This is a genomic window from Amycolatopsis stemonae (assembly GCF_054781455.1).
This window is the reverse complement of record NZ_BAAGUJ010000005.1, coordinates 57,791-78,479: the sequence shown is the minus strand read 5'-3', so window position 1 is coordinate 78,479 and position 20,689 is coordinate 57,791. Positions and strand designations below refer to the sequence as shown.

General features: G+C 72.5%; 22 protein-coding genes. 16 read left to right on the top strand and 6 right to left on the bottom strand.

Annotation, left to right across the window (positions count from 1 at the left end; genetic code table 11):
* Positions 1–144 precede the first annotated feature (144 nt).
* Complete coding sequence (locus ACYVLJ_RS19565) at positions 145–558, top strand: mycothiol-dependent nitroreductase Rv2466c family protein (protein WP_460439692.1); 414 nt, start codon at positions 145–147, stop codon at positions 556–558.
* Positions 559–585: 27 nt separating this feature from the next.
* On the opposite strand, the gene ACYVLJ_RS19560 is transcribed toward ACYVLJ_RS19565, so the two are convergent.
* Entirely contained in the window at positions 586–1,020 is a 435-nt protein-coding gene (locus tag ACYVLJ_RS19560; RefSeq protein WP_460439691.1) for a MarR family winged helix-turn-helix transcriptional regulator, read from the bottom strand.
* Positions 1,021–1,111: 91 nt separating this feature from the next.
* Here ACYVLJ_RS19560 and ACYVLJ_RS19555 point away from each other — a divergent pair, with 91 nt between their 5' ends.
* Positions 1,112–2,329, top strand: coding sequence for an amidohydrolase family protein (locus tag ACYVLJ_RS19555; protein WP_460439690.1), 1,218 nt, complete (start codon positions 1,112–1,114; stop codon positions 2,327–2,329).
* 9 nt (positions 2,330–2,338) lie between these two features.
* Here ACYVLJ_RS19555 and ACYVLJ_RS19550 read toward each other — a convergent pair whose 3' ends face one another.
* Positions 2,339–3,709, bottom strand: a complete 1,371-nt coding sequence (locus ACYVLJ_RS19550) for a DUF2867 domain-containing protein (protein WP_460439689.1) — start codon at positions 3,707–3,709, stop codon at positions 2,339–2,341.
* A 183-nt stretch (positions 3,710–3,892) separates the two neighbouring features.
* On the opposite strand from ACYVLJ_RS19550, the gene ACYVLJ_RS19545 reads away from it, so the two are divergent.
* On the top strand, positions 3,893–4,774 hold the full coding sequence (locus ACYVLJ_RS19545; RefSeq protein WP_451985543.1) for an oxygenase MpaB family protein: 882 nt from the start codon (positions 3,893–3,895) through the stop codon (positions 4,772–4,774).
* A 15-nt stretch (positions 4,775–4,789) separates the two neighbouring features.
* Here the strand turns inward: ACYVLJ_RS19545 and ACYVLJ_RS19540 are convergent, their stop codons facing one another.
* On the bottom strand, positions 4,790–5,911 hold the full coding sequence (locus tag ACYVLJ_RS19540) for a hypothetical protein (RefSeq protein ID WP_460439688.1): 1,122 nt from the start codon (positions 5,909–5,911) through the stop codon (positions 4,790–4,792).
* A gap of 108 nt (positions 5,912–6,019) precedes the next feature.
* Between ACYVLJ_RS19540 and ACYVLJ_RS19535 the strand changes: the two genes are divergently transcribed.
* Positions 6,020–6,307, top strand: coding sequence for a hypothetical protein (locus tag ACYVLJ_RS19535; RefSeq protein WP_460439687.1), 288 nt, complete (start codon positions 6,020–6,022; stop codon positions 6,305–6,307).
* Positions 6,308–6,364: 57 nt separating this feature from the next.
* Here the strand turns inward: ACYVLJ_RS19535 and ACYVLJ_RS19530 are convergent, their stop codons facing one another.
* Genes ACYVLJ_RS19530 through ACYVLJ_RS19520 form a run of 3 tightly spaced genes read right to left on the bottom strand, consistent with a single transcriptional unit; the run spans position 6,365 to position 9,288 of the window.
* The gene (locus ACYVLJ_RS19530) at positions 6,365–6,964 is read right to left on the bottom strand and encodes an MEDS domain-containing protein (RefSeq protein WP_460439686.1); all 600 of its coding nucleotides are present in this window, start codon (positions 6,962–6,964) and stop codon (positions 6,365–6,367) included.
* Positions 6,961–7,584 carry an MEDS domain-containing protein gene (locus ACYVLJ_RS19525; RefSeq protein ID WP_460439685.1) on the bottom strand — a complete coding sequence of 208 codons (624 nt, stop codon included), beginning with the start codon at positions 7,582–7,584 and terminating at the stop codon, positions 6,961–6,963. The genes ACYVLJ_RS19530 and ACYVLJ_RS19525 overlap by 4 nt, the downstream gene beginning before the upstream one ends.
* A 12-nt stretch (positions 7,585–7,596) precedes the next feature.
* Entirely contained in the window at positions 7,597–9,288 is a 1,692-nt protein-coding gene (locus tag ACYVLJ_RS19520) for a PucR family transcriptional regulator (RefSeq protein ID WP_460439684.1), read from the bottom strand.
* Between the two features lie 268 nt (positions 9,289–9,556).
* On the opposite strand from ACYVLJ_RS19520, the gene ACYVLJ_RS19515 reads away from it, so the two are divergent.
* The 12 genes from ACYVLJ_RS19515 to ACYVLJ_RS19460 are packed head-to-tail and all read left to right on the top strand — an operon-like array spanning position 9,557 to position 20,680.
* Positions 9,557–10,033 (top strand): Hsp20/alpha crystallin family protein, encoded by a 477-nt coding sequence (locus tag ACYVLJ_RS19515; RefSeq protein ID WP_451985555.1) that lies wholly within the window; start codon positions 9,557–9,559, stop codon positions 10,031–10,033.
* Positions 10,034–10,043: 10 nt separating this feature from the next.
* Entirely contained in the window at positions 10,044–10,553 is a 510-nt protein-coding gene (locus ACYVLJ_RS19510; RefSeq protein ID WP_451985557.1) for a YflT domain-containing protein, read from the top strand.
* Positions 10,553–12,418, top strand: coding sequence for a molecular chaperone DnaK (dnaK, locus tag ACYVLJ_RS19505; RefSeq protein WP_451985559.1), 1,866 nt, complete (start codon positions 10,553–10,555; stop codon positions 12,416–12,418). Before ACYVLJ_RS19510 ends, dnaK begins: the two co-directional genes overlap by 1 nt.
* Positions 12,419–12,467: 49 nt before the next feature.
* Positions 12,468–12,983, top strand: coding sequence for a nucleotide exchange factor GrpE (locus ACYVLJ_RS19500; protein ID WP_451985561.1), 516 nt, complete (start codon positions 12,468–12,470; stop codon positions 12,981–12,983).
* Positions 12,984–12,989: 6 nt separating this feature from the next.
* Positions 12,990–13,919, top strand: a complete 930-nt coding sequence (locus ACYVLJ_RS19495; protein WP_460439683.1) for a J domain-containing protein — start codon at positions 12,990–12,992, stop codon at positions 13,917–13,919.
* Positions 13,919–14,215 carry a chaperone modulator CbpM gene (locus ACYVLJ_RS19490; RefSeq protein WP_460439682.1) on the top strand — a complete coding sequence of 99 codons (297 nt, stop codon included), beginning with the start codon at positions 13,919–13,921 and terminating at the stop codon, positions 14,213–14,215. The genes ACYVLJ_RS19495 and ACYVLJ_RS19490 overlap by 1 nt, the downstream gene beginning before the upstream one ends.
* On the top strand, positions 14,206–16,833 hold the full coding sequence (gene clpB, locus ACYVLJ_RS19485) for an ATP-dependent Clp protease ATP-binding subunit (protein ID WP_460439681.1): 2,628 nt from the start codon (positions 14,206–14,208) through the stop codon (positions 16,831–16,833). The genes ACYVLJ_RS19490 and clpB overlap by 10 nt, the downstream gene beginning before the upstream one ends.
* A complete protein-coding gene (gene trxA, locus ACYVLJ_RS19480) occupies positions 16,830–17,276 on the top strand; it encodes a thioredoxin family protein (RefSeq protein ID WP_460439680.1) in 447 nt (148 codons plus the stop codon). The genes clpB and trxA overlap by 4 nt, the downstream gene beginning before the upstream one ends.
* Entirely contained in the window at positions 17,273–17,536 is a 264-nt protein-coding gene (locus ACYVLJ_RS19475; RefSeq protein WP_451985571.1) for a ubiquitin carboxyl-terminal hydrolase 14, read from the top strand. Before trxA ends, ACYVLJ_RS19475 begins: the two co-directional genes overlap by 4 nt.
* Positions 17,533–19,221: an FAD-dependent oxidoreductase gene (locus ACYVLJ_RS19470; RefSeq protein WP_460439679.1), complete on the top strand. Its 1,689-nt coding sequence runs from the start codon at positions 17,533–17,535 to the stop codon at positions 19,219–19,221. The genes ACYVLJ_RS19475 and ACYVLJ_RS19470 overlap by 4 nt, the downstream gene beginning before the upstream one ends.
* On the top strand, positions 19,218–19,754 hold the full coding sequence (locus ACYVLJ_RS19465) for an STAS domain-containing protein (RefSeq protein WP_460439678.1): 537 nt from the start codon (positions 19,218–19,220) through the stop codon (positions 19,752–19,754). The genes ACYVLJ_RS19470 and ACYVLJ_RS19465 overlap by 4 nt, the downstream gene beginning before the upstream one ends.
* A complete protein-coding gene (locus ACYVLJ_RS19460; RefSeq protein WP_460439677.1) occupies positions 19,751–20,680 on the top strand; it encodes a PrsW family intramembrane metalloprotease in 930 nt (309 codons plus the stop codon). Before ACYVLJ_RS19465 ends, ACYVLJ_RS19460 begins: the two co-directional genes overlap by 4 nt.
* The last annotated feature ends 9 nt before the right edge of the window (positions 20,681–20,689 follow it).

Sequence of the window (20,689 nt, the reverse complement as noted above, 5' to 3'; positions counted from 1 at the left end):
CGCTCGGCAACCGGCCCAGGATCGGGACATGAGCAAGTGGATCCGGCAGGTCCGGGCCCAGCGCGACTACACGATCGACTGGCGGTTCAGTTCCCTGCGGCTGATCAACGCGCACGTCGACCACGACACGCACTTCCCGCCGGAGTGCCCGCCCAGCACACCGCGGGCCTGCGGCTGCTGCGGGTCGCGTCGGCGGCTCGGGAGCAGCACGGCCGCGAGGCGATCGGCCCGCTGTACGCGGCTTTCGGCGCCCGCGACGCCGAGATCCAGGCCGAGTCCGACGAGGCGCTTTCCTTGACCGGCAAGGACGTCGGCACGCCGATCATCCACTTCGAACCGCCGGACGAGGTCGCGTTCTTCGGGCCGGTGATCAGCAGGCTGCCGGACAAGGCGCAGGCCGCACAGCTCTGGGACCACGTCGTCGGCCCGGTTCCCCGGCTTCGCGGAGCCGAAGCGCAGCCTGCGCGAGCGCCCGCAGTTGCCGTCCTTCGGCGTCACGGCGCAGAGCCGGGCGCGACCGATGACTGGCACGCCGGGAGCAGCCGGTTCGGGAAATAGGCCTCGGTCCTTCTTCAGCGAGAGCGGTCAGGACCGGCGAGACCAGGCGCCCGCGTCAGTGGTGTAGCGGACGAGCAGCCGTGCGAACTGCACACGTTCCTCCGGCGACCAAGCGGCGGTGATCTCCTCGAACGCCGCGCGCTGCTCCGCGGCGAACCGGGTTCGCTCGGCCTCGCCGCGCTCGGTGAGCTCGAGGACCGTCCGGCGGCCGTCGGCCTGGGAGGCCGCCCGCCGCAGCAGGCCGTCGGCGATGCAGGCCGCGACCGTCCGGCTGGCCACCGGCTGCACCACGCCCATCTCCGCGGCGAGCCCCCCGACCGTCATCTCGCCCGGCGCGTCGGCGATCACGTTGAGCACCAGGTTGCGGGACAAGTCGCGGTTCGACGCCGGCGTGCGCCGGCGCAGCCGTGACAGCGCCGGGCCGATCTGGTCCAGCAGGGGCTCTCCGGCGGAACTGCTCACCCCGGGGAGCGTAGTACTCCCGACATTTGCATACCAGTGGAGAACTCCATAGCATTAGGTATGTAACCGCGAACGAGAAAGCGAGGCCGCCATGGCCACCACCGCCATCACCGGCGCCCGGGTCTTCGACGGGGAGAAGCCCCTGGGCGTGCGCACCGTCGTCCTCGACGGCCGGAAGATCCGCCAGGTCGGCGGCGACGTGCCCGAGGGCGCCGAAGTCGTCGACGGCCGCGGCGCGACCCTGCTGCCCGGCCTGATCGACGCGCACGTCCACTCCGCGCCCGGCTCCCTGGCGCTGGCGCTGCGGTTCGGCGTCACCACCGAGCTGGAGATGCAGGGCATGAACACCCGCGAGAACCGGGCGCACATCGCCGCGGACGACACGGTGGCCGACGTCCGGTCCTCCGGCTTCGCCATCACACCGCCGGGCGGACACCCGAGCGAGCTGATGCCCGAAGGGTTCCGGCCGGCCGGCGAGCTGCCACCGGTGATGCCGCTGATGCCGTTCTCCACCACCCCGGAGCAGGCCGCCGCGTTCGTCCCGCAGCTCCTGGCGCGGGGCTCCGACTACGTCAAGTTCATGATCGACGACGGCAGCGTCGAAGGGCATCCCGGGCTGCCGATGCTCGACCAGGCCACGCTCGACGCGGGCGTCGCTGCGGCCAAGGAGCACGGCGCCCTCACCGTCGCGCACACGCTGACCCTCGACGCCACCCGGATGGCCGCCGAAGCCGGCATCGACGGCGTCGTCCACGTCTTCATGGACCGGCCGCACACCACGGAAATCATCGACCTGATCGCCGAGGCGGACATGTTCGTCGTGCCGTGCGTCTGCCTCGACGCGTCCATGACGGGCATCACCGGCAGCGCCCTCGCCGACGACCCCCGGGTGGCCCGCCGCCTCGACGACCGGTGGGACAAAACCCTGCGGTCCAGCTACGACCGCTACCCGCAGGGCAGCCTCGACGACGTCCTGGCGACCGTGCGGGCGCTGGCCGCCGCGGGCGTGGACATCCTGGCCGGCACCGACGCCGCCATGCCGGAAACCTTCTTCGGCGGCCTCGCCCACGGCGCCAGCCTCCACCAGGAACTGCAGTACCTCGTGGCCGCCGGCCTCACGCCCGCCCAAGCCCTGCGCGCCGCCACCGCGACGACGGCCCGCCGCTTCGGCCTCGGCGACCGCGGCCGCATCGCCGAGGGACTTCGCGCGGATCTCCTGCTCGTCGACGGCGACCCGACGACGGACATCGGCGACACCCTGAACACCCGGGCGATCTGGCGGCGCGGCACCCGGCTCGCGCACGCCTGACGGCGCCGATCAGCGGGTGGCGTCCTCGGCCTGGTCGAGGATCGACCGGGCGAGCAACGCGAACACGAGGTCGTGGCCGGGTTTCTGGAGGTACCAGTAAAGCTCTCCGGCGAGGCCCGCCGGCGTGAAGCGGACCCGTTGGCACAGGCGCGTTCCGGCGCCGGCGGGCTCGGCGCGCAGGGTCAGCTCGGCGTCGCCGGGCAGCCGCATCTCGGCCGCCAGGACCAGTTCGCGGCGGGTGTCGTCGCGGCGGCGGACCGTCCAGAAGTCCAGCACGTCCCCCGGCTCGGGCCGCCGCGCGCGGCCGCGGTAGAGCCCGGCCCCGCCGAGCACGTGGTCCAGCGCGCCGCGCAGGGCCCACGCGAGCGCGGGCGGGAACCGTCCGCCGGCGCCGCCCAGGTGGGTGATCACGTCCCAGACCCGGCCGGGCGCGGCCCGGGTGTGGCGGATGTGCTCGCCCACGTGGGCTCGACCTCGGGGAGCGGGCGGCGCCGGTGCGCCGAGCGCGGCGCGCAGGGCGTTGTCGAGGCTGGTCGGTCCCCCCGGCGGTGGCGGCAGGACCGCGTCGACGGGGGTGTCGAGGGGCAGCAGGTCGTGGTCGAGCGAGGCGAACAGCGGCGCGGCCACGGACGCGGGGACCGGCGAGCCCCACCCGGCCACCACCGCGGCGACCGGGTGCGACCACAGCGGCGCCGGCACCGTCAGCGCCCCGGGCCGGCGCAGGATGCGCGCGCACCGGCGGACCAGGTCGTCGTAGCTGATCAGTTCGGGCCCGCTGAGGTCGAACCGGCCACGCACGGGCGCACTGCCGGCGGCGGCGCGCAGGTAGTGCCGGACGTCGGCGAGCGCTACCGGCCGGCTGCGGCGCGCGGTCCACCGCGGCCGCGGGCGGATCGGGAGCCGGGCCGTGCGCGCCAGCAGTTCGAGGCCGGCCGACCCGCTGCCGACGATCATCGACGCCTGCACCACGAGGGCCGGGACCGCGCCGGCGAGGAGCACGTCGGCGACCTCGGACCGCGAGGCCAGGTGCGGCGACGTCGCGGCGGCCGGGCGCGGGCCCCCGAGGTGGACGAGCTGCCGGACGCCGGACGCGGCGGCCGACTCGGCGACGCGTTCGGCGATCACGCGGTCGCGGCCGGCGAAGTCGCGTTCTCGCAGGGAGTGCACCAGGTGGTAGACCACGTCCGCCTCGGCCAGCACGTCCGCCAGCGCGGCCGGGTCGGCCGCGTCCCCGCGCGTCACCTCGACGGGCCCGGGGAAGCGGTGGTCCGAGCGGGCCAGCACCCGCACCGGGTGACCGGCGGCGACGAGGTCGGCCACGAGGGCGGTGCCGACGAACCCGGTGGCACCCAGCACCGCGCACCGCCGTTCGCCCGCCATCCGGGACCACCTTCCGCATCGACGCAGGGTCGATGCAAACGTAAGGCGCTCCCGCGTCCGGTGCCGACTGGGCGGTCGGCAGGCCGCTCGTGAAGGAGACTTCTTGACGGGTAGATGCGCAGGTAGACTGGGCATCCGACCGGGCGGGCGCCCGCCCGGGTCTGCATCGCATCTGGAGCGCGTATGGCGACGATCGCACCATCGGGTCTCTCGGCGGTGCGCGCGCAGGTGCGGGACGCCCTCTTCGCGCGGATCGCCGGCCCGGACGGCCCCCGCAACCGCGCGCGCATCCACGACCGCCCCGGGCCGCGCTGGTTCGAGCCGGACAGCCCGATCCGGCAGGTGCACGGGGACACCGCGATGTTCGTCGGCGGGCTGCGCGCCCTGCTCCTGCAGTCCCTGCACCCGCTGGCGATGGCCGCGGTGGCCGCGCACTCCGGGTACCGCGGCGACCCGTGGGGGCGGCTGCAGCGCACCAGCACCTTCCTCGCCGTCACGACGTTCGGCACGGCCGAGGACGCCGAGGAAGCCGTCTCGACGGTCCGGAGCGTGCACGCCCGGGTGGCCGGGACCGCCCCGGACGGGCGGCCGTACCGGGCCTCCGATCCGCACCTGCTGACCTGGGTGCACATCGCCGAGGTCGACAGCTTCCTGCGCGCCCACCAGCGCTACGGTGCCCACCCCCTCGACGACGGCGGAGGGGACCGCTACGTCGCCGAAACCGCGGTCATCGCCCGCCGGCTCGGTGTGCCCGAACCACCGGTGACGCGGGCCGAACTCGACGACGCGCTCGCCGCGTACCGCCCGGAGCTGCGAGGCACCGCCGACGCGCGGCAGGCGGCCCGGTTCCTGCTGCTGACCCCGCCGATCCCGTGGCCCGCACGGGTGCCCTACGCCGTGCTGGCCGCTTCGGCGGTCGGAATGCTGCCGGCGTGGACGCGGCCGCAGCTGCGTGTGCCCTACGCCCCGTTGGCGGAGGCGACAGCGGTCCGCCTGGCCGGACGCACGCTGGTCAAAGGGGTGCGCTGGGCGATGACGGCGCCCCTGCGCGACGAGGCCGCGTAACCGCCCGGTGGCCGCTCAGTCGTCGCGCTCGGCTTCGCCGGCGCGCTCGCGGTTGCGCTCCTGCCGCTCCCGCTCACGCCGGCTGTAGGTCGCCCGGCGGACGCGGTCCTCGTCTTCGACGCTCGACCCCACCGCCCCGGCGACGATGCCCACGGAAGTCGCCAGCCACACCAGCTTCAGGTACGAAGCCGGCCCGGCCGGGTGGCCGAGAGTCTGCCCGAAGTACGTGCCTTCGACCAGGACGATCGACGCCACCAGCGCCAGCCCGAAGAGGACGGCGTACATGCACGCCACGCCGATCGACAACGTCAGCGCGGTCGAAGCGTTGTACAACACCGCTTTCCGCCGGTCGAGGTGCCCGGACGGCGAGTCCCACAGGTGGTTGTGCACCATCAGCCAGCCCGCCATGACCACGATCGCCAGCACCGTGATCCCCGCCAGCCGCAGCGTGGGCAGGGCTTCGGCGAGCTTCCAGAACGAGGTCGTGATGATGCCGTAGGCGGCGGTGGCCGCCGCGGCCGCGGTCGCTCCGGCGAGGTTGGGCACCAGCCGCCACGGCCGGTTGTCCCGGATCATCCCGGCCAGCAACCGCACCCGGCCCCGCACACCCACCAGAGCCAGGTGCTCGTCGGCGGTGCCGCGGCCGTGGATGTGCCGCGTCGGCGCCACCAGGTCCCGCAGCCGGTCGAAGATCCCCCGCGGTGGATCGGCCTCCTTCGCCGCGCGACGCGCCACCAGGTGCCGGACCAGGTGGACGATCAGCCGGCGCGCCCGCTTGCGCAGGCGCAGGGCGCCCAGCGCGGGCAAGGACACCATCGCCACGCCGTGGTCGACGTTGTAGTCCGACGCGATCGGGACCGTCCCGGCTCGCCGCGGGAGGTCCGTGATCAGCACCAGCAGGTCCCAGCCGTGTTCGGCCCGGCGCTCCCGCGCCAGGGAAAGCATGGGAATGTCCCCCTCCGCCGTGAGCGGAAGGGCCTGCGTGTCGTGCTCGACGTGCCAGGTCGTCTCGTCGCCGATGTCGCGGGCCAGGCGATCGGGCAGGCCGTCGGCGATTCTCCCGGCGACCTGCCTGGGCAACCCGTCATCGGTCAGCAGCCCCACCACGAGGGCCTCCGGCGCACGCTGGGTGGTCATGCTCGAGCCTTTCCTCGGGTCTTCGAGGGACGAAGCTCCCGGGTTCCCGGCGCGGCCGTCGGCAAACGCCGGGCGTTTGCCGTCCGGAAGACCGGGTATCGACCATCCATGACCGCAAAGGACGATGCGACGACCGAGGACGCTCTGCGCGCCGAAGAGTTCGACCGCGCCGCGGTGGGGGCGGTCCTCGCGGCCGGTGACTGGGCCGGGTGGGACGACCTGCTCGAGTGGCTGCGCACCGAAGGCCCGGGCGTACCGGACCTGTCCCCCGGTGCGCTGCGCGGCATTCGGCAGGACGCCGAACGGGCCTGTGCCACGGGGTTTCCCTTCCCCCACGACCCGGATCACCTCTACGCCATCCTCCGCGGCCAGCACCTCGCGCGGGCGCACGACTGAGTTCGTCCCGGGGTAGCGCGATCGGGTGACACAGCCGCGGGCCACTTCCCTCTCGTGCTACACCAGGTTCGCCGGGGACAGGTAGTACGGGTTCTCCATCAGCACACCGCACATCAGCACCTGCGGATGCGTCTTGAGCAGGTCGAGCACGATGTTCTCGCGGTACCGCGAGATGTCGTACATGCACAGGATCGCCTGGGGGTAGCGGCTGGTGAAGTCGTTTAACGCGGCCTCGTACCGGAACAGCTCGGTCAGCCCGGGCAGCTGCGGGTGCCACCAGCGCGCCTCCGCGCCGAGCCGGACGAACGGGTAGCCCGCGGCCATCGCGGCGGACACGGCCTCGTCCCAGAACGCGATGATCCGGTCCACGGTGAACTCCTCCGGCGACAGCAGCGTGTCGCTCGCGGCGCGGATGTCCAGTTGCGCCGAGTCGACGCGGGCGTCGATGTCGTCGACGTCCTCGCCGAGCCGGTCGACGAACCCGGCGGCCTCGTCTTCGTGCACGCCGAACAGGCACTTTTCGCCGGCACGCAAGCCTTCGCCCAGGAAGGGCAGGAGCACGCGGTCGCGATCTTCGTCGCCCACGTACAGCGCGCAGATGTGCTGCCCGGGCTCGATGACGACGCCGGGGGTGCCGAACTTCCGGGAACCGGTCATGACGGGATCCTCCGTTCGAGGTCGGGGTGGTGGTCGGTTTCCTTCGCTGGGTGGTAGTAGGGGTTTTCGACGAGCATCCCGCCCATCCAGAACTTCGGGTGCGCCTTGATCAACGGGACGATCAGGTCGCCGCCGAACAGGTCCAGGTCGTAGAAGCACAGGACGACCTGCGGGAAGCTTTCCCCCCACCCGGTCACCGCGGCCTCTTCGGCGAGGAGCGCGCCGATCAGCGCGGAGCTCAGCCGGGGCGCGGCCCAGCCCATGTCGCCCACGATGCGCCCGAACGGCCGGTCACCGGTGCAGAGCTTGCGCCGCGACCAGCCGTCCAGCATCGCGAAGAGCGCGTCGGGGGCGAACTCACCGTTCCGCAGATGGCCGGTTTCCGGCTCGGTCAGCACGAGGTCGCCCGCGCCGGGCAGCCGGTCGCGGAAGTCCTCCCGCTCGCCCTCGGCGGCGAGGTAGAGCACGGCGTCCCCCGCCAGCAGGCCCTCGGCGAGGAACGGAACCAGCAGGCGATCCCGGTCGGCCCTCCCCCGGTGGAAGACGCACAGGTGGTCACCGGGCGCCAGTGCGACCCCGCCGAGGGTCACCTCGCGATCGGTCCGCTCCGTCCGGTCCATCGTCACCTCCGGTCACTGCGATCCGCGCAGCACCTGCCACACCCGGGTGGCGAGGTGCAGGTTCAGCCTGCTGTCCACGTCGTTGAGGTCGAGCTCCGTGATCTCCCGGATCCGGCCGAGCCGGTAGCGCAGCGTGCTCCGGTGGATCATCAGCGCGGCGGCGGTGTCGCCGTAGCTGCCGCCGCACTCGAGGTACTGCGCGAGCGTCGCGACCAGCTCGGCGTTGCGCTGGGTGTCGTAGTCGAGCAGCTTCCCGAGCCACTCGCGGACGAACTCGACGACTTCGCCGTGGTTCTGCCCGGTGTCGAGGATGCGGTAGATCCCCAGCTGGTCGAACGTGGTGACCCCGCTCGAGGCCCGCGAGGTGCGCCGGATGTCGAGTGCCCGTACCGCTTCCGTGTAGGACTTGGGCAGCCTCGCCGGGCTGTCGCAGCGGTTGCCGATGCCGATCGCGCCCTCGTTACCGAGGCTTTCCGACAGCGAGGCGTACAACGCCGCGCCGTCCAGCCGCCCGGCGACCAGCAACACGACCGCGCCCGAATGGCGCGACACGAGCGAGGGCAGCCCGAGCGTCGTCACGGCGCGTCCCGTGGCCTCCGCGACCACGTCGTCGGCGACGTCACCGGACCACCGCAGGACGACCACCTGGTGCGGGCGGCGCAGATCGTGGCCGATCGCCTCGGCGCGGGCGTACGCGCTCCCGTCGTCGGTGCCGGCGATGAGGTCGTCCACGAGGTCGCGGCGCAGGCGCAGCTCGACCTCGGCCAGGCTGCGCTGGTGCGAAAGTTCCAGCGCCAGCACGGTCGAGCCGTACTCGAGCGCGAACACCTCGTCCGGGCCGGCGGTCCGCCCGGGGTCGATCAGCGCGAGCACGCCGAGCACCTCGTGCCGGGGCCGCACCAGGGAGATCAGCCGGTCCTTCACGCGGACCGGTTCGGGCACGGTCGCGGCGTGCCGGAGCAGTTCCGCGCGCCGCTGCGCGTCGACCTTCGGGTACGGGTCCGGCCGGCCCGGGCCGCCCCACGCGCGCAGGTTGCCGAACCGGTCCTCGACCGCGACCGGCAGCGCCGTCAGCTGGTGCAGCGCGTGGGCGATGCCCGGCTCGCCGGCCCCGGAAGCCGAGATGGTGGACAGCACGTCGTGCACCTGCGTCTGCTGCTTGAGCCGCTCCACCGACGTCGCCAGCTGGTGGTTGAGCTCCCGCAACGCCACCGACTGCCGCCGCTCCCGCTTGAGCAGCGCGGCGCTGGCCAGCGCCGCGGCGGTCTGCTGGCAAAGGGAGTTGAGCAGGAAGACTTCGTCCCGCGAGGGGGCCTGCTCGGCCCGGACCACGAGGTAGCCCGTCAGGCCGCCCAGCCCGTGCAGCGCGTGGCACCAGTGCCAGTGGCCGTCGGCCAGCTCGACCCGCCCGCTCTGCCCGTCGAGCCGCTCGACTTCCGCGCCCAGGCCGGGATGGGCGTCCTCCGCACCGTTCTGTGCGGTGACCGCGCCGTCCTCGTCGACGAGGTAGGCCGCATCGGTCGTGCAACCGCTCAGCGACGGCACCGAGGTCGCGGCGAGCCGCATGATGTCCGCCGCTTCGCGGCCGTCGAACATCATCATCGAAATCGCGAAGAGGCCGTAGAGATTCGACAGCTGGACGCGCCACCAGCTGTCCGTTTTCGCTTCCGGGTCCCGGGGGACCGCATCGCCCTCGGGCGTCATTTCCGGCCTCCCCGACGCCGACCTGGTCTTTCGCACCCTACGCCGTCGGCAACTGTTCTGCCGGGCCGATAAGGCTCCCGGAAATTCGGCCTGCCGGGCGCACGCGGGCGGCGGGCGCCTTTGCCACGGTGGAAGGCGTCGGACAGGCACCCCGCCGCCGCACGCCGGGGTGGCACGCAGGAAGGCCTGCCCGCCGGACAATCCAACGCGCAATCGGTTCGGATCGGACACTCCCGGCAGGACGATCCGCCCCGGATTGGACTAGACCATGACTTTGATGCGTTTCGATCCTTTCCGCGATTGGGAACGCCTGAGCGAACAGGCGCTGAGCGGGCGCACGGCACCCCGCGCGATGCCGATGGAAGCGTTCCGCCGCGGTGACGAATTCTTCGTCGCGCTCGACCTGCCCGGAATCGATCCGGACGACGTCGACGTGTCCGTCGAACGCAATGTCGTCACGGTGCGGGCGACCCGGCGGCCGTCCCGCGACGAGAGCGCCGAGCTGATCATCGACGAGCGGCCGCAGGGCGAGTTCAGCCGCCAGCTGTTCCTCGGGGACAACCTGGACACCACCCGGCTGTCGGCCGACTTCGAGCGCGGCGTCCTGACGCTGCGGATCCCGGTGGCGGAGTCGAGCAAACCGCGCCGCGTCGAGATCGGGAGCCGCGACGAGCGGCAGCAGCTCACCGACGACCGCACGGGCCAGCCCGCCCACGCCCGGGCCGAAGAACACGCGAACGCCTAGGAGACGAGCCATGACCGCACAGCCGGGCGCCACCGCGCCCGCCCCACGCCACGCTCCCGAACGCGTCGCCATCGCGTCGTACGACGACTACCGCGACGCGGAGCGTGCCGTCGACTTCCTCTCCGACCGGGGTTTCCCGGTCCAGCGGACCGCCATCATCGGACGCGACGTGCAGCTGGTCGAGCAGGTCATCGGCCGGCTCGGCTTCGGCGGCGCCGCCCTGCGCGGCGCCGGCTCCGGAGCGCTGACCGGGCTCCTGATCGGCTGGCTGTTCGGCTTGTTCAACTGGTTCACCCCGGTCCTCGCCACGCTGACGCTCGCCCTCTACGGGCTCGTCTTCGGCGCGATCGTCGGGGCGGTCTTCGGCCTGGCCGCGCACGCGCTGCAGCGTGGCCGCCGGGACTTCGCGTCGGTCCGCGCGATGGCGCCGACCCGCTACGAGGTCGTCGCCGACACCGAAGTCGCGGACGAGGCCAGGGCGCTGCTGGCGCAGCTGCGCCCGGAGCCGGGGGGTGCGTGATGGCCAAGGCGGTCGGCATCGACCTCGGCACCACCAACTCGGTGATCGCCGTCTGGGAAGCGGGTGAGCCGCGGGTCATCCCCAATTCGGAGGGGGCCCGGACGACCCCGTCGGTCGTCGGGTTCACCGAAAGCGGCGAACGACTGGTCGGGCAGCTCGCCCGCCGCCAGGCGATCCTCAACCCGAAGGGCACCATCTACTCGGCGAAGCGGTTCATCGGCCGCAAGTTCGACGAGGTGTCCGACGAAGCCAAGGCGGTCGGGTTCGACGTCGTCGAGGGAGAGGGCGGCGTCGTCCGGTTCGACATCCACGGCAAGCTCTACTCGCCGGAGGAGATCAGCGCGCAGGTGCTGCGCAAGCTGGCCGACGACGCGGGCAAGAGCCTCGGCGAGCGGGTGACCGAAGCGGTGATCACCGTGCCCGCGTACTTCAACGACGCACAGCGTCAGGCGACCAAGGACGCCGGGAAGATCGCCGGGCTGACCGTCCTGCGGATCATCAACGAGCCGACCGCGGCCGCGCTGGCCTACGGACTGGACTCCCAGCAGCACGAGACCGTGCTGGTCTTCGACCTCGGCGGGGGCACGTTCGACGTGAGCCTGCTCGACGTCGGCGACGGCGTCGTCGAGGTGCGGGCCACCGCGGGCGACAGCCACCTCGGCGGCGACGACTTCGACCGCCGGCTCGTGGACTTCCTCGCCGACAAGTTCGCTGCGGACAACGGCATCGACCTGCGGCAGGACGCGCAGGCACTGCAGCGGCTGTTCGAGGCGGCGGAGAAGGCCAAGGTCGAGCTGTCCTCGGTCGCCCAGACGAGTGTCAACCTGCCGTTCATCACCGCCGACGCGAGCGGGCCGAAGCACCTGACCGCGACCGTCCGGCGCTCGGAGTTCGAGCAGATCACCGCCGACCTGGTCGAGCGCTGCCTCGGCCCGGTCCGGCAGGCGATGTCCGACGCCAAGGTCGGCGCGAACGACATCGACGAGGTCATCCTCGTCGGCGGCTCGACCCGGATCCCCGCCGTGCAGAGCCTGGTCCGCAGGCTCACGAACGGCAAGGACCCGAACATGAGCGTCAACCCGGACGAGGTCGTCGCGCTCGGCGCAGCCGTCCAGGCCGGGGTGCTCAAGGGCGAGGTCAAGGACGTCCTGCTGCTCGACGTCACCCCGCTGTCCCTGGGTGTCGAGACCCGCGGCGGCGTGATGACGAAGATCATCGAGCGGAACACGACGATCCCGGCGCGGCGCACGGAGGTGTTCTCCACCGCGGAGGACAACCAGCCCGCGGTCGACGTCGTGGTGCTGCAGGGCGAGCGCGAGCTCGCGGCCGACAACCGGGTGCTCGGGCGGTTCCAGCTCAAGGACATCCGGCCGGCACCGCGCGGCGAGCCGCAGATCGAGGTGACCTTCGACGTCGACGCGAACGGCATCGTCAACGTCACCGCGCGCGACAAGGACACCGGCGCCGAGCAGGGCATCACGATCACCGAGAGCTCGAACCTCGACAAGTCCGAGATCGAGCGGATGGTCAGCGAGGCCGAGCGCAACCGCGCCGACGACGAGCGCCTGCGCGAGGAGGTCGAGGCGCGCAACCTGCTGGACAGCGTCGCCTACCAGGCCGAGAAGGCGATCACGGACCAGACGCCGGCGCACGAGAAGGCGCGCGCGGAGATGCTGATCACCGACGCGCGCGAAGCCGTCGAGTCGAACGCACCGCTGGACCGGGTGCGCGAGCTGACCTCGGAACTGCAGCAGGTGCTGGCCGGGCTCAGCGCGGCACGGCCGGGCGGAGACGGCGGCCCGCCGCCGCAGCGAGAGCCGGCCGAGGACGACGACGTGATCGACGCCGACTTCGATCGGGCGTGAGGAAACCATGGCCACCACAGGGAAATCCACGGAGTCGGGGACATCCTCCGTGGACGCCGCCGGGACGGGCGCGGAGTCCGCGCCCCAGGACACGCCCGTCCCGGCGGTGGGGCCCGAACGGATCCAGGAGCTCGAGGCGAAGCTGGCCGACTGCGACGACCGCTGGCGCCGCGCGATGGCCGACGCCGACAACCTCCGCAAGCGGCACGCGACCGAGCTGCGGGCCGAGCGCGCGGCCGAACGGGCCCGGGTCGCGGCGGCCTTCCTCCCCGTCCTCGACAACCTGGAACTGGCGCTCGCGCACGCCGAAGCCGATCCCACCGCCGTCGTGCAGGGGGTGCTGGCGATCCGTGATCAGGCCGTGCAGCTGCTGAACGGCCTCGGGTACGAGCGTGACGACGAAAGCGGTGTCCCGTTCGATCCGGCCCGGCACGAGGTGGTCGCGGTCGTCGACGAACCGGGCACCGAACCGAACACGGTGACCCGGGTGGTCCGGCCGGGCTATGGGACCGGCGGCGGGCAGCTGCGGCCGACCGCGGTCGCCGTGGCCAAACCACGGGGGTGAGCAGGCGTGGCACGGGACTTCTACGCCACGCTCGGGGTCGGCCGGGACGCCGGCACCGAGGAAATCCAGCGGGCGTACCGGAAACTCGCCCGCGAGAACCACCCGGACGTCAACAAGGACCCGAAGGCCGAAGAACGGTTCAAGGAGGTCAGCGAGGCCTACCAGGTGCTGTCCGACCCGGAGCAGCGGCGCAAGTACGACCGGTTCGGCGCGGACTTCCGGCACGTGCCCGACGACTGGGAGCAGCGCGCCGGCGCCGGCGCCGGTGCCGGACCGCGCGGCGGCCGGGTCCGCTACGCCACCTCCGGCAGCGGCTTCGAGGGGTTCGAAGGGTTCGAGGGCTTCGAAGGCGTCGACATCGAAGACCTCCTCGGCGGCCTCTTCCGCGGCCGCGGGCGCGGCGGCCCGGTCCCGGGCGCGGACCAGGAGGCCGAGCTCGAGCTGACCGTCGAGGACGCCTACCGCGGCGGGCAGCGGCACCTGAACATCGGCGGCGATCGCGAATACGACGTGAAGATCCCGCCGGGGGTGCTCGACGGGCAGCGCATCCGGCTGGCCGGGCAGGGCGGGCAGGGCTCCGGCAACGCCGCCCCCGGGGACCTCTACCTCGTCGTCCGCATCCGGCCGGATCGCCGGTACCGCCTGGAAGGGCGCGACATCCACGTCGAGCTCCCGGTGACGCCGTCGGAGGCCGCGCTGGGCGCCACGGTCCCGGTCACCACCCCCGGCGGCGAGGTGAAGGTGCGCGTGACGGCCGGGTCGTCCAGCGGGCGGCGGCTGCGGCTGCGCGGCGAGGGCATGCCGAACCCGAAGGGCAAGCCGGGCGATCTCTACGCCGAGGTCCGGATCATGGTGCCGAAACGCCCGAGCAAGCGCGAACGCGAGCTGTACGAAGAGCTCGCCGCGGTGTCCGACTTCGATCCCAGGAGGACCTGATGGCGCGGTACGTGCTCGTCCGCCCGGCCCGGCTCGACCTCGAGACCGTGGCCGCGCGCAGCGGGCTGCACCCCGAGCTGCTCCGCCGGTTCGCGGCGCTCGGCCTGGTGGAGTCCACTCCGGACGCCAACGGACGTCCGTGTTTCCCGCTGTCCACTGTGGCCAGACTGGCCCGGATCCAGCGGTTGCGCGCCACTTTGTCCCTCAACTACGCCGCGCTCGGGCTGGTGCTCGACCTGCTCGACCGCATCGACGTCCTCGAAGCCCGAGTCAGGAGCCACCGGCGATGGACATGAGCAAGCTGACGCAGAAGTCCCAGGAAGCACTGCAGGAGGCCCAGAGCGTCGCCGGGCGCCTCGGCCACACCGAAACCGACGGCGAGCACCTGCTGCTCGCGCTGATCGACCAGCCCGAGGGCCTCGTGCCGCGATTGCTGGCGCAGACCGGCGCGGACGTCGACGCGCTCCGCGCCGCGGTCGAGGCGGAGCTCGGCCGCCGGCCGAAGGTGACCGGGCCCGGCGCCACGCCGGGGCAGGTCTACGTCACCCGGCGGCTGGCCGGGCTGCTCGACGCCGCGGAGCGGGAAGCCCGGCGGCTCAAGGACGAGTACGTCTCCGTCGAGCACCTGGTCCTGGCCCTGGCCGAGGAAGGGACGAAGTCGGCGGCCGGGCGGATCCTGCGCGACCACGGCGTGACGCGCGACGCGTTCCTGACCGCGCTGACGAAGGTCCGCGGCAACCAGCGCGTCACGTCGGCGACGCCCGAAGGTGCCTACGAAGCGCTGGAGAAGTACGGCCGTGACCTGGTCGCCGACGGGCGTGCCGGCAAGCTGGACCCGGTGATCGGGCGCGACACCGAGATCCGCCGCGTCGTCCAGATCCTCTCGCGCAAGACGAAGAACAACCCCGTGCTCATCGGCGATCCCGGAGTCGGCAAGACCGCGATCGTGGAAGGGCTCGCGCAGCGGATCGTGCGCGGCGACGTGCCGGAAGGCCTGCGGGACCGGACGATCTTCTCCCTCGACATGAGCGCGCTGGTGGCCGGGGCGAAGTACCGCGGTGAGTTCGAGGAACGGCTCAAGGCCGTGCTCGGCGAGGTCAAAGCCGCCGAAGGCCGGATCATCCTGTTCATCGACGAGCTGCACACGATCGTCGGCGCGGGCGCCACCGAAGGGGCGATGGACGCGGGCAACATGCTCAAGCCGATGCTGGCCCGCGGCGAACTGCACATGATCGGCGCGACCACGCTGGACGAATACCGCAAGCACATCGAGAAGGACGCCGCGCTGGAACGGCGGTTCCAGCCCGTCGTGGTGGACGAACCCGCCGTCGAGGACACCATCTCCATCCTGCGCGGGCTGCGCGAGCGGCTCGAAGTGTTCCACGGCGTCAAGATCCAGGACGGTGCGCTCGTCGCCGCGGCCGTGCTGTCGCACCGCTACATCAGCGACCGGTTCCTGCCGGACAAGGCGATCGACCTCGTCGACGAGGCGTGCGCGCGGCTGCGCACGGAAATCGACTCGATGCCCGCCGAGCTCGACGAGCTGACCCGGCGGCTGACCCGGCTGGAGATCGAAGAAGCCGCGCTGGCCAAGGAAAACGACAACGCGAGCAAGGCACGGCTGGAGGAGCTGCGCCGGGAACTGGCGGACCTGCGGGCCGAAACCGACGCCAAGAAGGCGCAGTGGGACGCCGAACGCCAGGCGATCCGGCGCGTGCAGGAGCTGCGGTCCGAACTGGAGCGAGTGCGCCACGAAGCCGAAGAGGCGGAACGGAACTACGACCTCAACCGCGCCGCCGAACTGCGCTACGGCGAGATCCGCGAGCTGGAGCGCCAGCTCGAAGGCGAGGAGGAACGGCTGGCGAGCAAGCAGGGCGAGAAGCGGCTGCTGCGCGAGGTCGTCACCGAGGACGAGATCGCCGAGATCGTCTCGCAGTGGACCGGCATCCCGGTCTCCCGGCTGCAGGAGGGCGAGCGCGAGAAGCTGCTGCGGCTCGACGAGATCCTGCACGAGCGGGTCGTCGGGCAGGACGAGGCCGTCCGGCTGGTCGCCGACGCGATCATCCGCGCCCGGTCGGGGATCCGCGACCCGCGCAAGCCGATCGGCTCCTTCCTCTTCCTCGGCCCGACCGGGGTCGGGAAGACGGAGCTGGCGAAGACCCTCGCCGCGGCGCTGTTCGACAGCGAGGACAACATGGTCCGGCTCGACATGAGCGAGTACCAGGAGCGGCACACGGTCTCCCGGCTGCTCGGCGCGCCACCCGGTTACGTCGGCTACGACGAGGGCGGGCAGCTCACCGAAGCGGTGCGGCGCAAGCCGTACTCGGTGGTGCTGTTCGACGAGATCGAGAAGGCCCACGCGGACGTCTTCAACACGCTGCTGCAGGTGCTCGACGACGGCCGGATCACCGACGCGCAGGGCAGGCTGGTCGACTTCCGCAACACCGTGATCATCATGACGTCCAACATCGGCTCGCAGCACCTGCTCGACGGGGTCACCTCGTCCGGCGAGATCAAGGCGGAAGCCCGGGAGGCGGTGCTGGCGGAGCTGCGCCACCACTTCCGGCCCGAGTTCCTCAACCGCCTCGACGACACCGTGTTGTTCACCCCGCTGGGGCTGCCGGAGATCGAGCGGATCGTGGAGCTGCAGTTCGACCAGCTGCGCCGCCGGCTGGCCGAGCAGGGCAGCACGGTCGAGCTGACCGAAAACGCGCGGCGGTTCATCGCCGAGCGCGGGTTCGACCCCGTGTACGGCGCCCGGCCGTTGCGCCGCTACATCTCCCACGAGGTCGAGACGCGGATCGGGCGCGCGCTGCTGCGCGGTGAGCTGACCGAGGGGCTGAAGATCGTCGTGGACGCCGCCGGCGGCGACCTGGTCGTCGAGTTCCGGGACGGGCACGAGGAGGCGGCATGAGGACCGTGACCGTCACCTGCGAACACTGCGGGAAGACCAACCGGATTCCCGTCGCCGCACAGGGATCGCCCAGGTGCGGCAACTGCCACCGGCCGCTGCCGTGGATGGTCGACGCGGGCGACGACAACTTCGCGCAGGTCGCCGAGCAGGCGGACATCCCGGTGCTCGTCGACCTCTGGGCGACCTGGTGCGGCCCCTGCCGGTCGGTGAGCCCGGCGCTGGACCGGCTCGCCCGCGCGCGGGCCGGGAAGGTGAAACTCGTCAAGGTCGACGTCGACCGGGCGCCGGGAGTGGCGCGCCGGTTCGACGTCATGGCCGTGCCGACCCTGCTGGTGCTCCGCGGCGGCGAGGTCGTCCGGCGGCAGGCCGGGGCGGCCCCGGACACCATCCTGCGCGACTGGCTCGACCAAGCCCTGAACTCGCCGGAGGAGGCGACCACATGACCACGTTCGTCGACCCGCACCTGGCCCTCGTCCGAGACGTGGTGCCCCGGACGCCCCAAGGCTGCGAGGAGTGCCTCGCCGCCGGGACGCCGTGGCTGCACCTGCGGCTGTGCCTGACCTGCGGGCACGTCGGCTGCTGCGACTCGTCGCCGATGAAGCACGCGAGCCGGCACGCCCACGCCATCGGCCATCCCATCGTGCGCTCGTTCGAGCCCGGGGAGAACTGGCGCTGGTGCTACGTGCACGAGGCGTTCGTATGACACTCCCGGCGGAGGACCTCGCCGAGACCCCGGATCCGTACGGCGCGTTCCCCCGGCTGAGCCGCGAGCAGCTCGAGACGCTCTCGGCCGCGGGCGAACGCCGGCCGGTGCGGCCGGGGGACGTGCTCTACGCACAAGGGGAACAGCCGACCGACTGGTACGTCGTGCTCAGCGGCAAGGTCGCCATCCAGCAGCGCGACGGGGACGAAACCAGAACGCTGCGGGTGCACGGGCCGGGGCGGTTCCTCGGCGAGCTGGGCCTGCTCGAAGGGCAGCCGTCGTTCTTCACCGCCGTCGCCGCGGAACCCGGCGAAGTGCTCGTCATCCCGGTCGGCGAGCTGAAGTGGCTGGTCCACGGCAACCCGGTCTTCGGCGATCTGATCCTGCACGCCTACTTCGCCCGCCGTGCGCTCATCATCGGCTCCGGCGACGGGCTGCGGATCGTCGGCTCGTGCTTCTCGCCGGACACCCGGCGGCTGCTGGAGTTCGTCGCCCGCAACCGCCTGCCGTACCGGCTGGACGACCTCGACCAGGACCGCGAGGCCGAGGCGCTGCTGCGCCGGCTCGGCGTCACCGTCGAGGAAACGCCGGTGGTGGTGCTGCCCGGCGCCGGCGTGCTGCGCAACCCGGGCAACGCCGAACTGGCGTGCGCGGTGGGGCTGCGGCACGAGGAACCCCAGTCGGGCGTGCGTGACGTGCTCGTGGTCGGCGCCGGGCCCGGCGGGCTCGCGGCCGTCGTCTACGCGGCCTCCGAAGGCCTGGCGACGTCGGCGTTCGACGCGGTCGCCGCGGGCGGGCAGGCGGGCACGACGTCGCGGATCGAGAACTACCTCGGCTTCCCGTCCGGGATCTCGGGGGCGGAACTGGCCGAGCGGTCGGTGATCCAGGCGGACAAGTTCGGCGTCCGGGTCGCCGTCCCGGCCGAGGCCAGCACGCTCGACCTGCGGGACGGGCTGTACGTGGTGGGCTTCGACGACGGCACCGAAATCGTCACGCGGACGGTGATCATCGCCAGCGGCGCCCGGTACCGGCGCCTGCCGCTCCCGCGACTCGAGCACTTCGAAGGCACGTGCCTCTACTACGCCGCGACCCCGCAGGAGGCCCGGCAATGCCGGGCCGACCCGGTCGTGGTGGTCGGCGGCGGCAACTCCGCGGGCCAGGCCGCGGTGTTCCTGGCGGAGACCTCGCCCGTGGTGCACCTGCTGGTGCGCGGCGGCGATCTCGGCGCGAACATGTCGCGCTACCTCGTCGACCAGGTCAGCCGCCACCCGCGGATCCAGGTCCACCTGCACACCGAAGTCCGCGAGGTCGTCGAGGACGGCAAGACGATGTCGGGGGTCGAGGTCGAGGACAACCGAACCGGCGAGCGGCACCGGCTCGACGCCCGCGCGCTGTTCGTCTTCATCGGGGCCACCCCCCACACGCGGTGGCTGTCCGGCCACGTCGCGCTGGACGAGGACGGCTTCGTGTTCACCGGCGCCGACGTCGGCGCGTTCGCCGACGCCGGGATCTCGCGGCCGCCGTTTCCGCTGGAAACGAGCAGTCCCGGTGTGTTCGCCGTCGGCGACGTCCGGCACGGCTCGGTGAAGCGGGTGGCCTCGGCGGTGGGCGAGGGCGCCATGGCCATCCGGCTGGTGCACGAACACCTCGCGCAAGAACTCGCACAACCCGGAGGACTCCCATGACCACCAGGCTTTCCCGACCACCCCTCGCGCTCGCGGAACTGGACCGGCTGATCGGCCACGCGGCCCCGCACGAACTCACCCTCAGCTCCACCCTGCACCCCGGCCGCTACGCCGTCGTCACGGTCGCCGGGCAGGTCGGCACAGCGGGGTTACGCACCCTCGCGGGGTACCTGGCCGGGCTGGTCCACGCGGGCGCCCGCCACTTCGTCGTCGACCTCTCCCAGGTCGAGCGGCCCGGCGACGACCTGCTCGGCCTGCTGCGCCGCTGCGGCGACCGGCTGACGGCGGCCGGCGGTGAGCTGGAGCTGACCGGCCTGACGCCACCGGTGCTGTACGAACTGGACGACGAGCCGCTCGCCGAGGTCTTCGCCCTGTACCGCGTCGATTCCGACGGCGGACAGCGGCGGTCGGCGGCGCTGCGCTGTCCGGAGGGCTTCGACGGCGTCGCCGAACCCGGCTCCCCCGCGCGCTTCCGCGCGTTCGTCGACACCGCGGCCACCGGGCGCGGCGAGCGGTTCGGGAGGCGCCGATGACCACGGCCAGCCGTCCCCGCCGTCGGGCCTGGTTGCAGATCTTCACGATCGGCCTGCTGCTGTGGGTGCTGTCGGTCATCGTGACCTACGCGACCGGCAACCCCAACCTGCTGCCGACGCTCGTGCTGCTCGGCAGCTTCCTGGTGCCGGTGACGTTCGTGGCGTGGGCGTTCGAGCGCCGCGACTCCGGGGAGATCACCGCCGAGCTGGTGTTCCGGACCTTCCTCGTCGGCGGCGTCCTCGGCGTCCTCGGCGCGTCGGTGCTGGAGAGCTACCTGCTGTACCCGTCGACGTGGCTGTACGTGGGGGTCGGGCTCATCGAGGAGGCGGTCAAGCTGGTCGCGCTCGCCCTGCTGACGCGCGGGCTGGCCGTGAAGTCCATGCGGGACGGGATGATCCTCGGCGCGACGGTCGGGTTCGGCTTCGCCGCCTTCGAATCCGCGGGGTACGCGCTCACGTCGTTGTTCACCGCCCAGGGCCTTCCGCTGACCGACCTGGTCACGACCGAACTGCTGCGCGGGCTCCTCGCGCCGGTCGGGCACGGGTTGTGGACCGCCATCCTGGGCGGGCTGCTGTTCGCGTGGAGCACGCGCGAGCACTTCGTGCTGAGCCTGCGCCTGGCGCTGGCGTTCCTCGGCGTCGCGCTGCTGCACGCCCTGTGGGACTCGATGTCGGCCATCGCGCTGGTGATCACGCTGCTCCTGACCGGGCAGGTGGCGCAGTTCGACCCGCGCGGCCTCGTCGTACCGCCCGCGGACGTGACGACCGTGTACACGGTGACGACCTGGACGGGCCAGGGCCTGATCGCGCTGATCGGCGTGCTGTGGCTGCTGGTCCTGGTCCGGCGGTCACGGCGGGAGCGCAGGGCCCCCCAGTGGGCGTACCGGATTCCGGCCGCCCGGACGCGGGCGACCGGGTGGTACTGACTTTCCGCA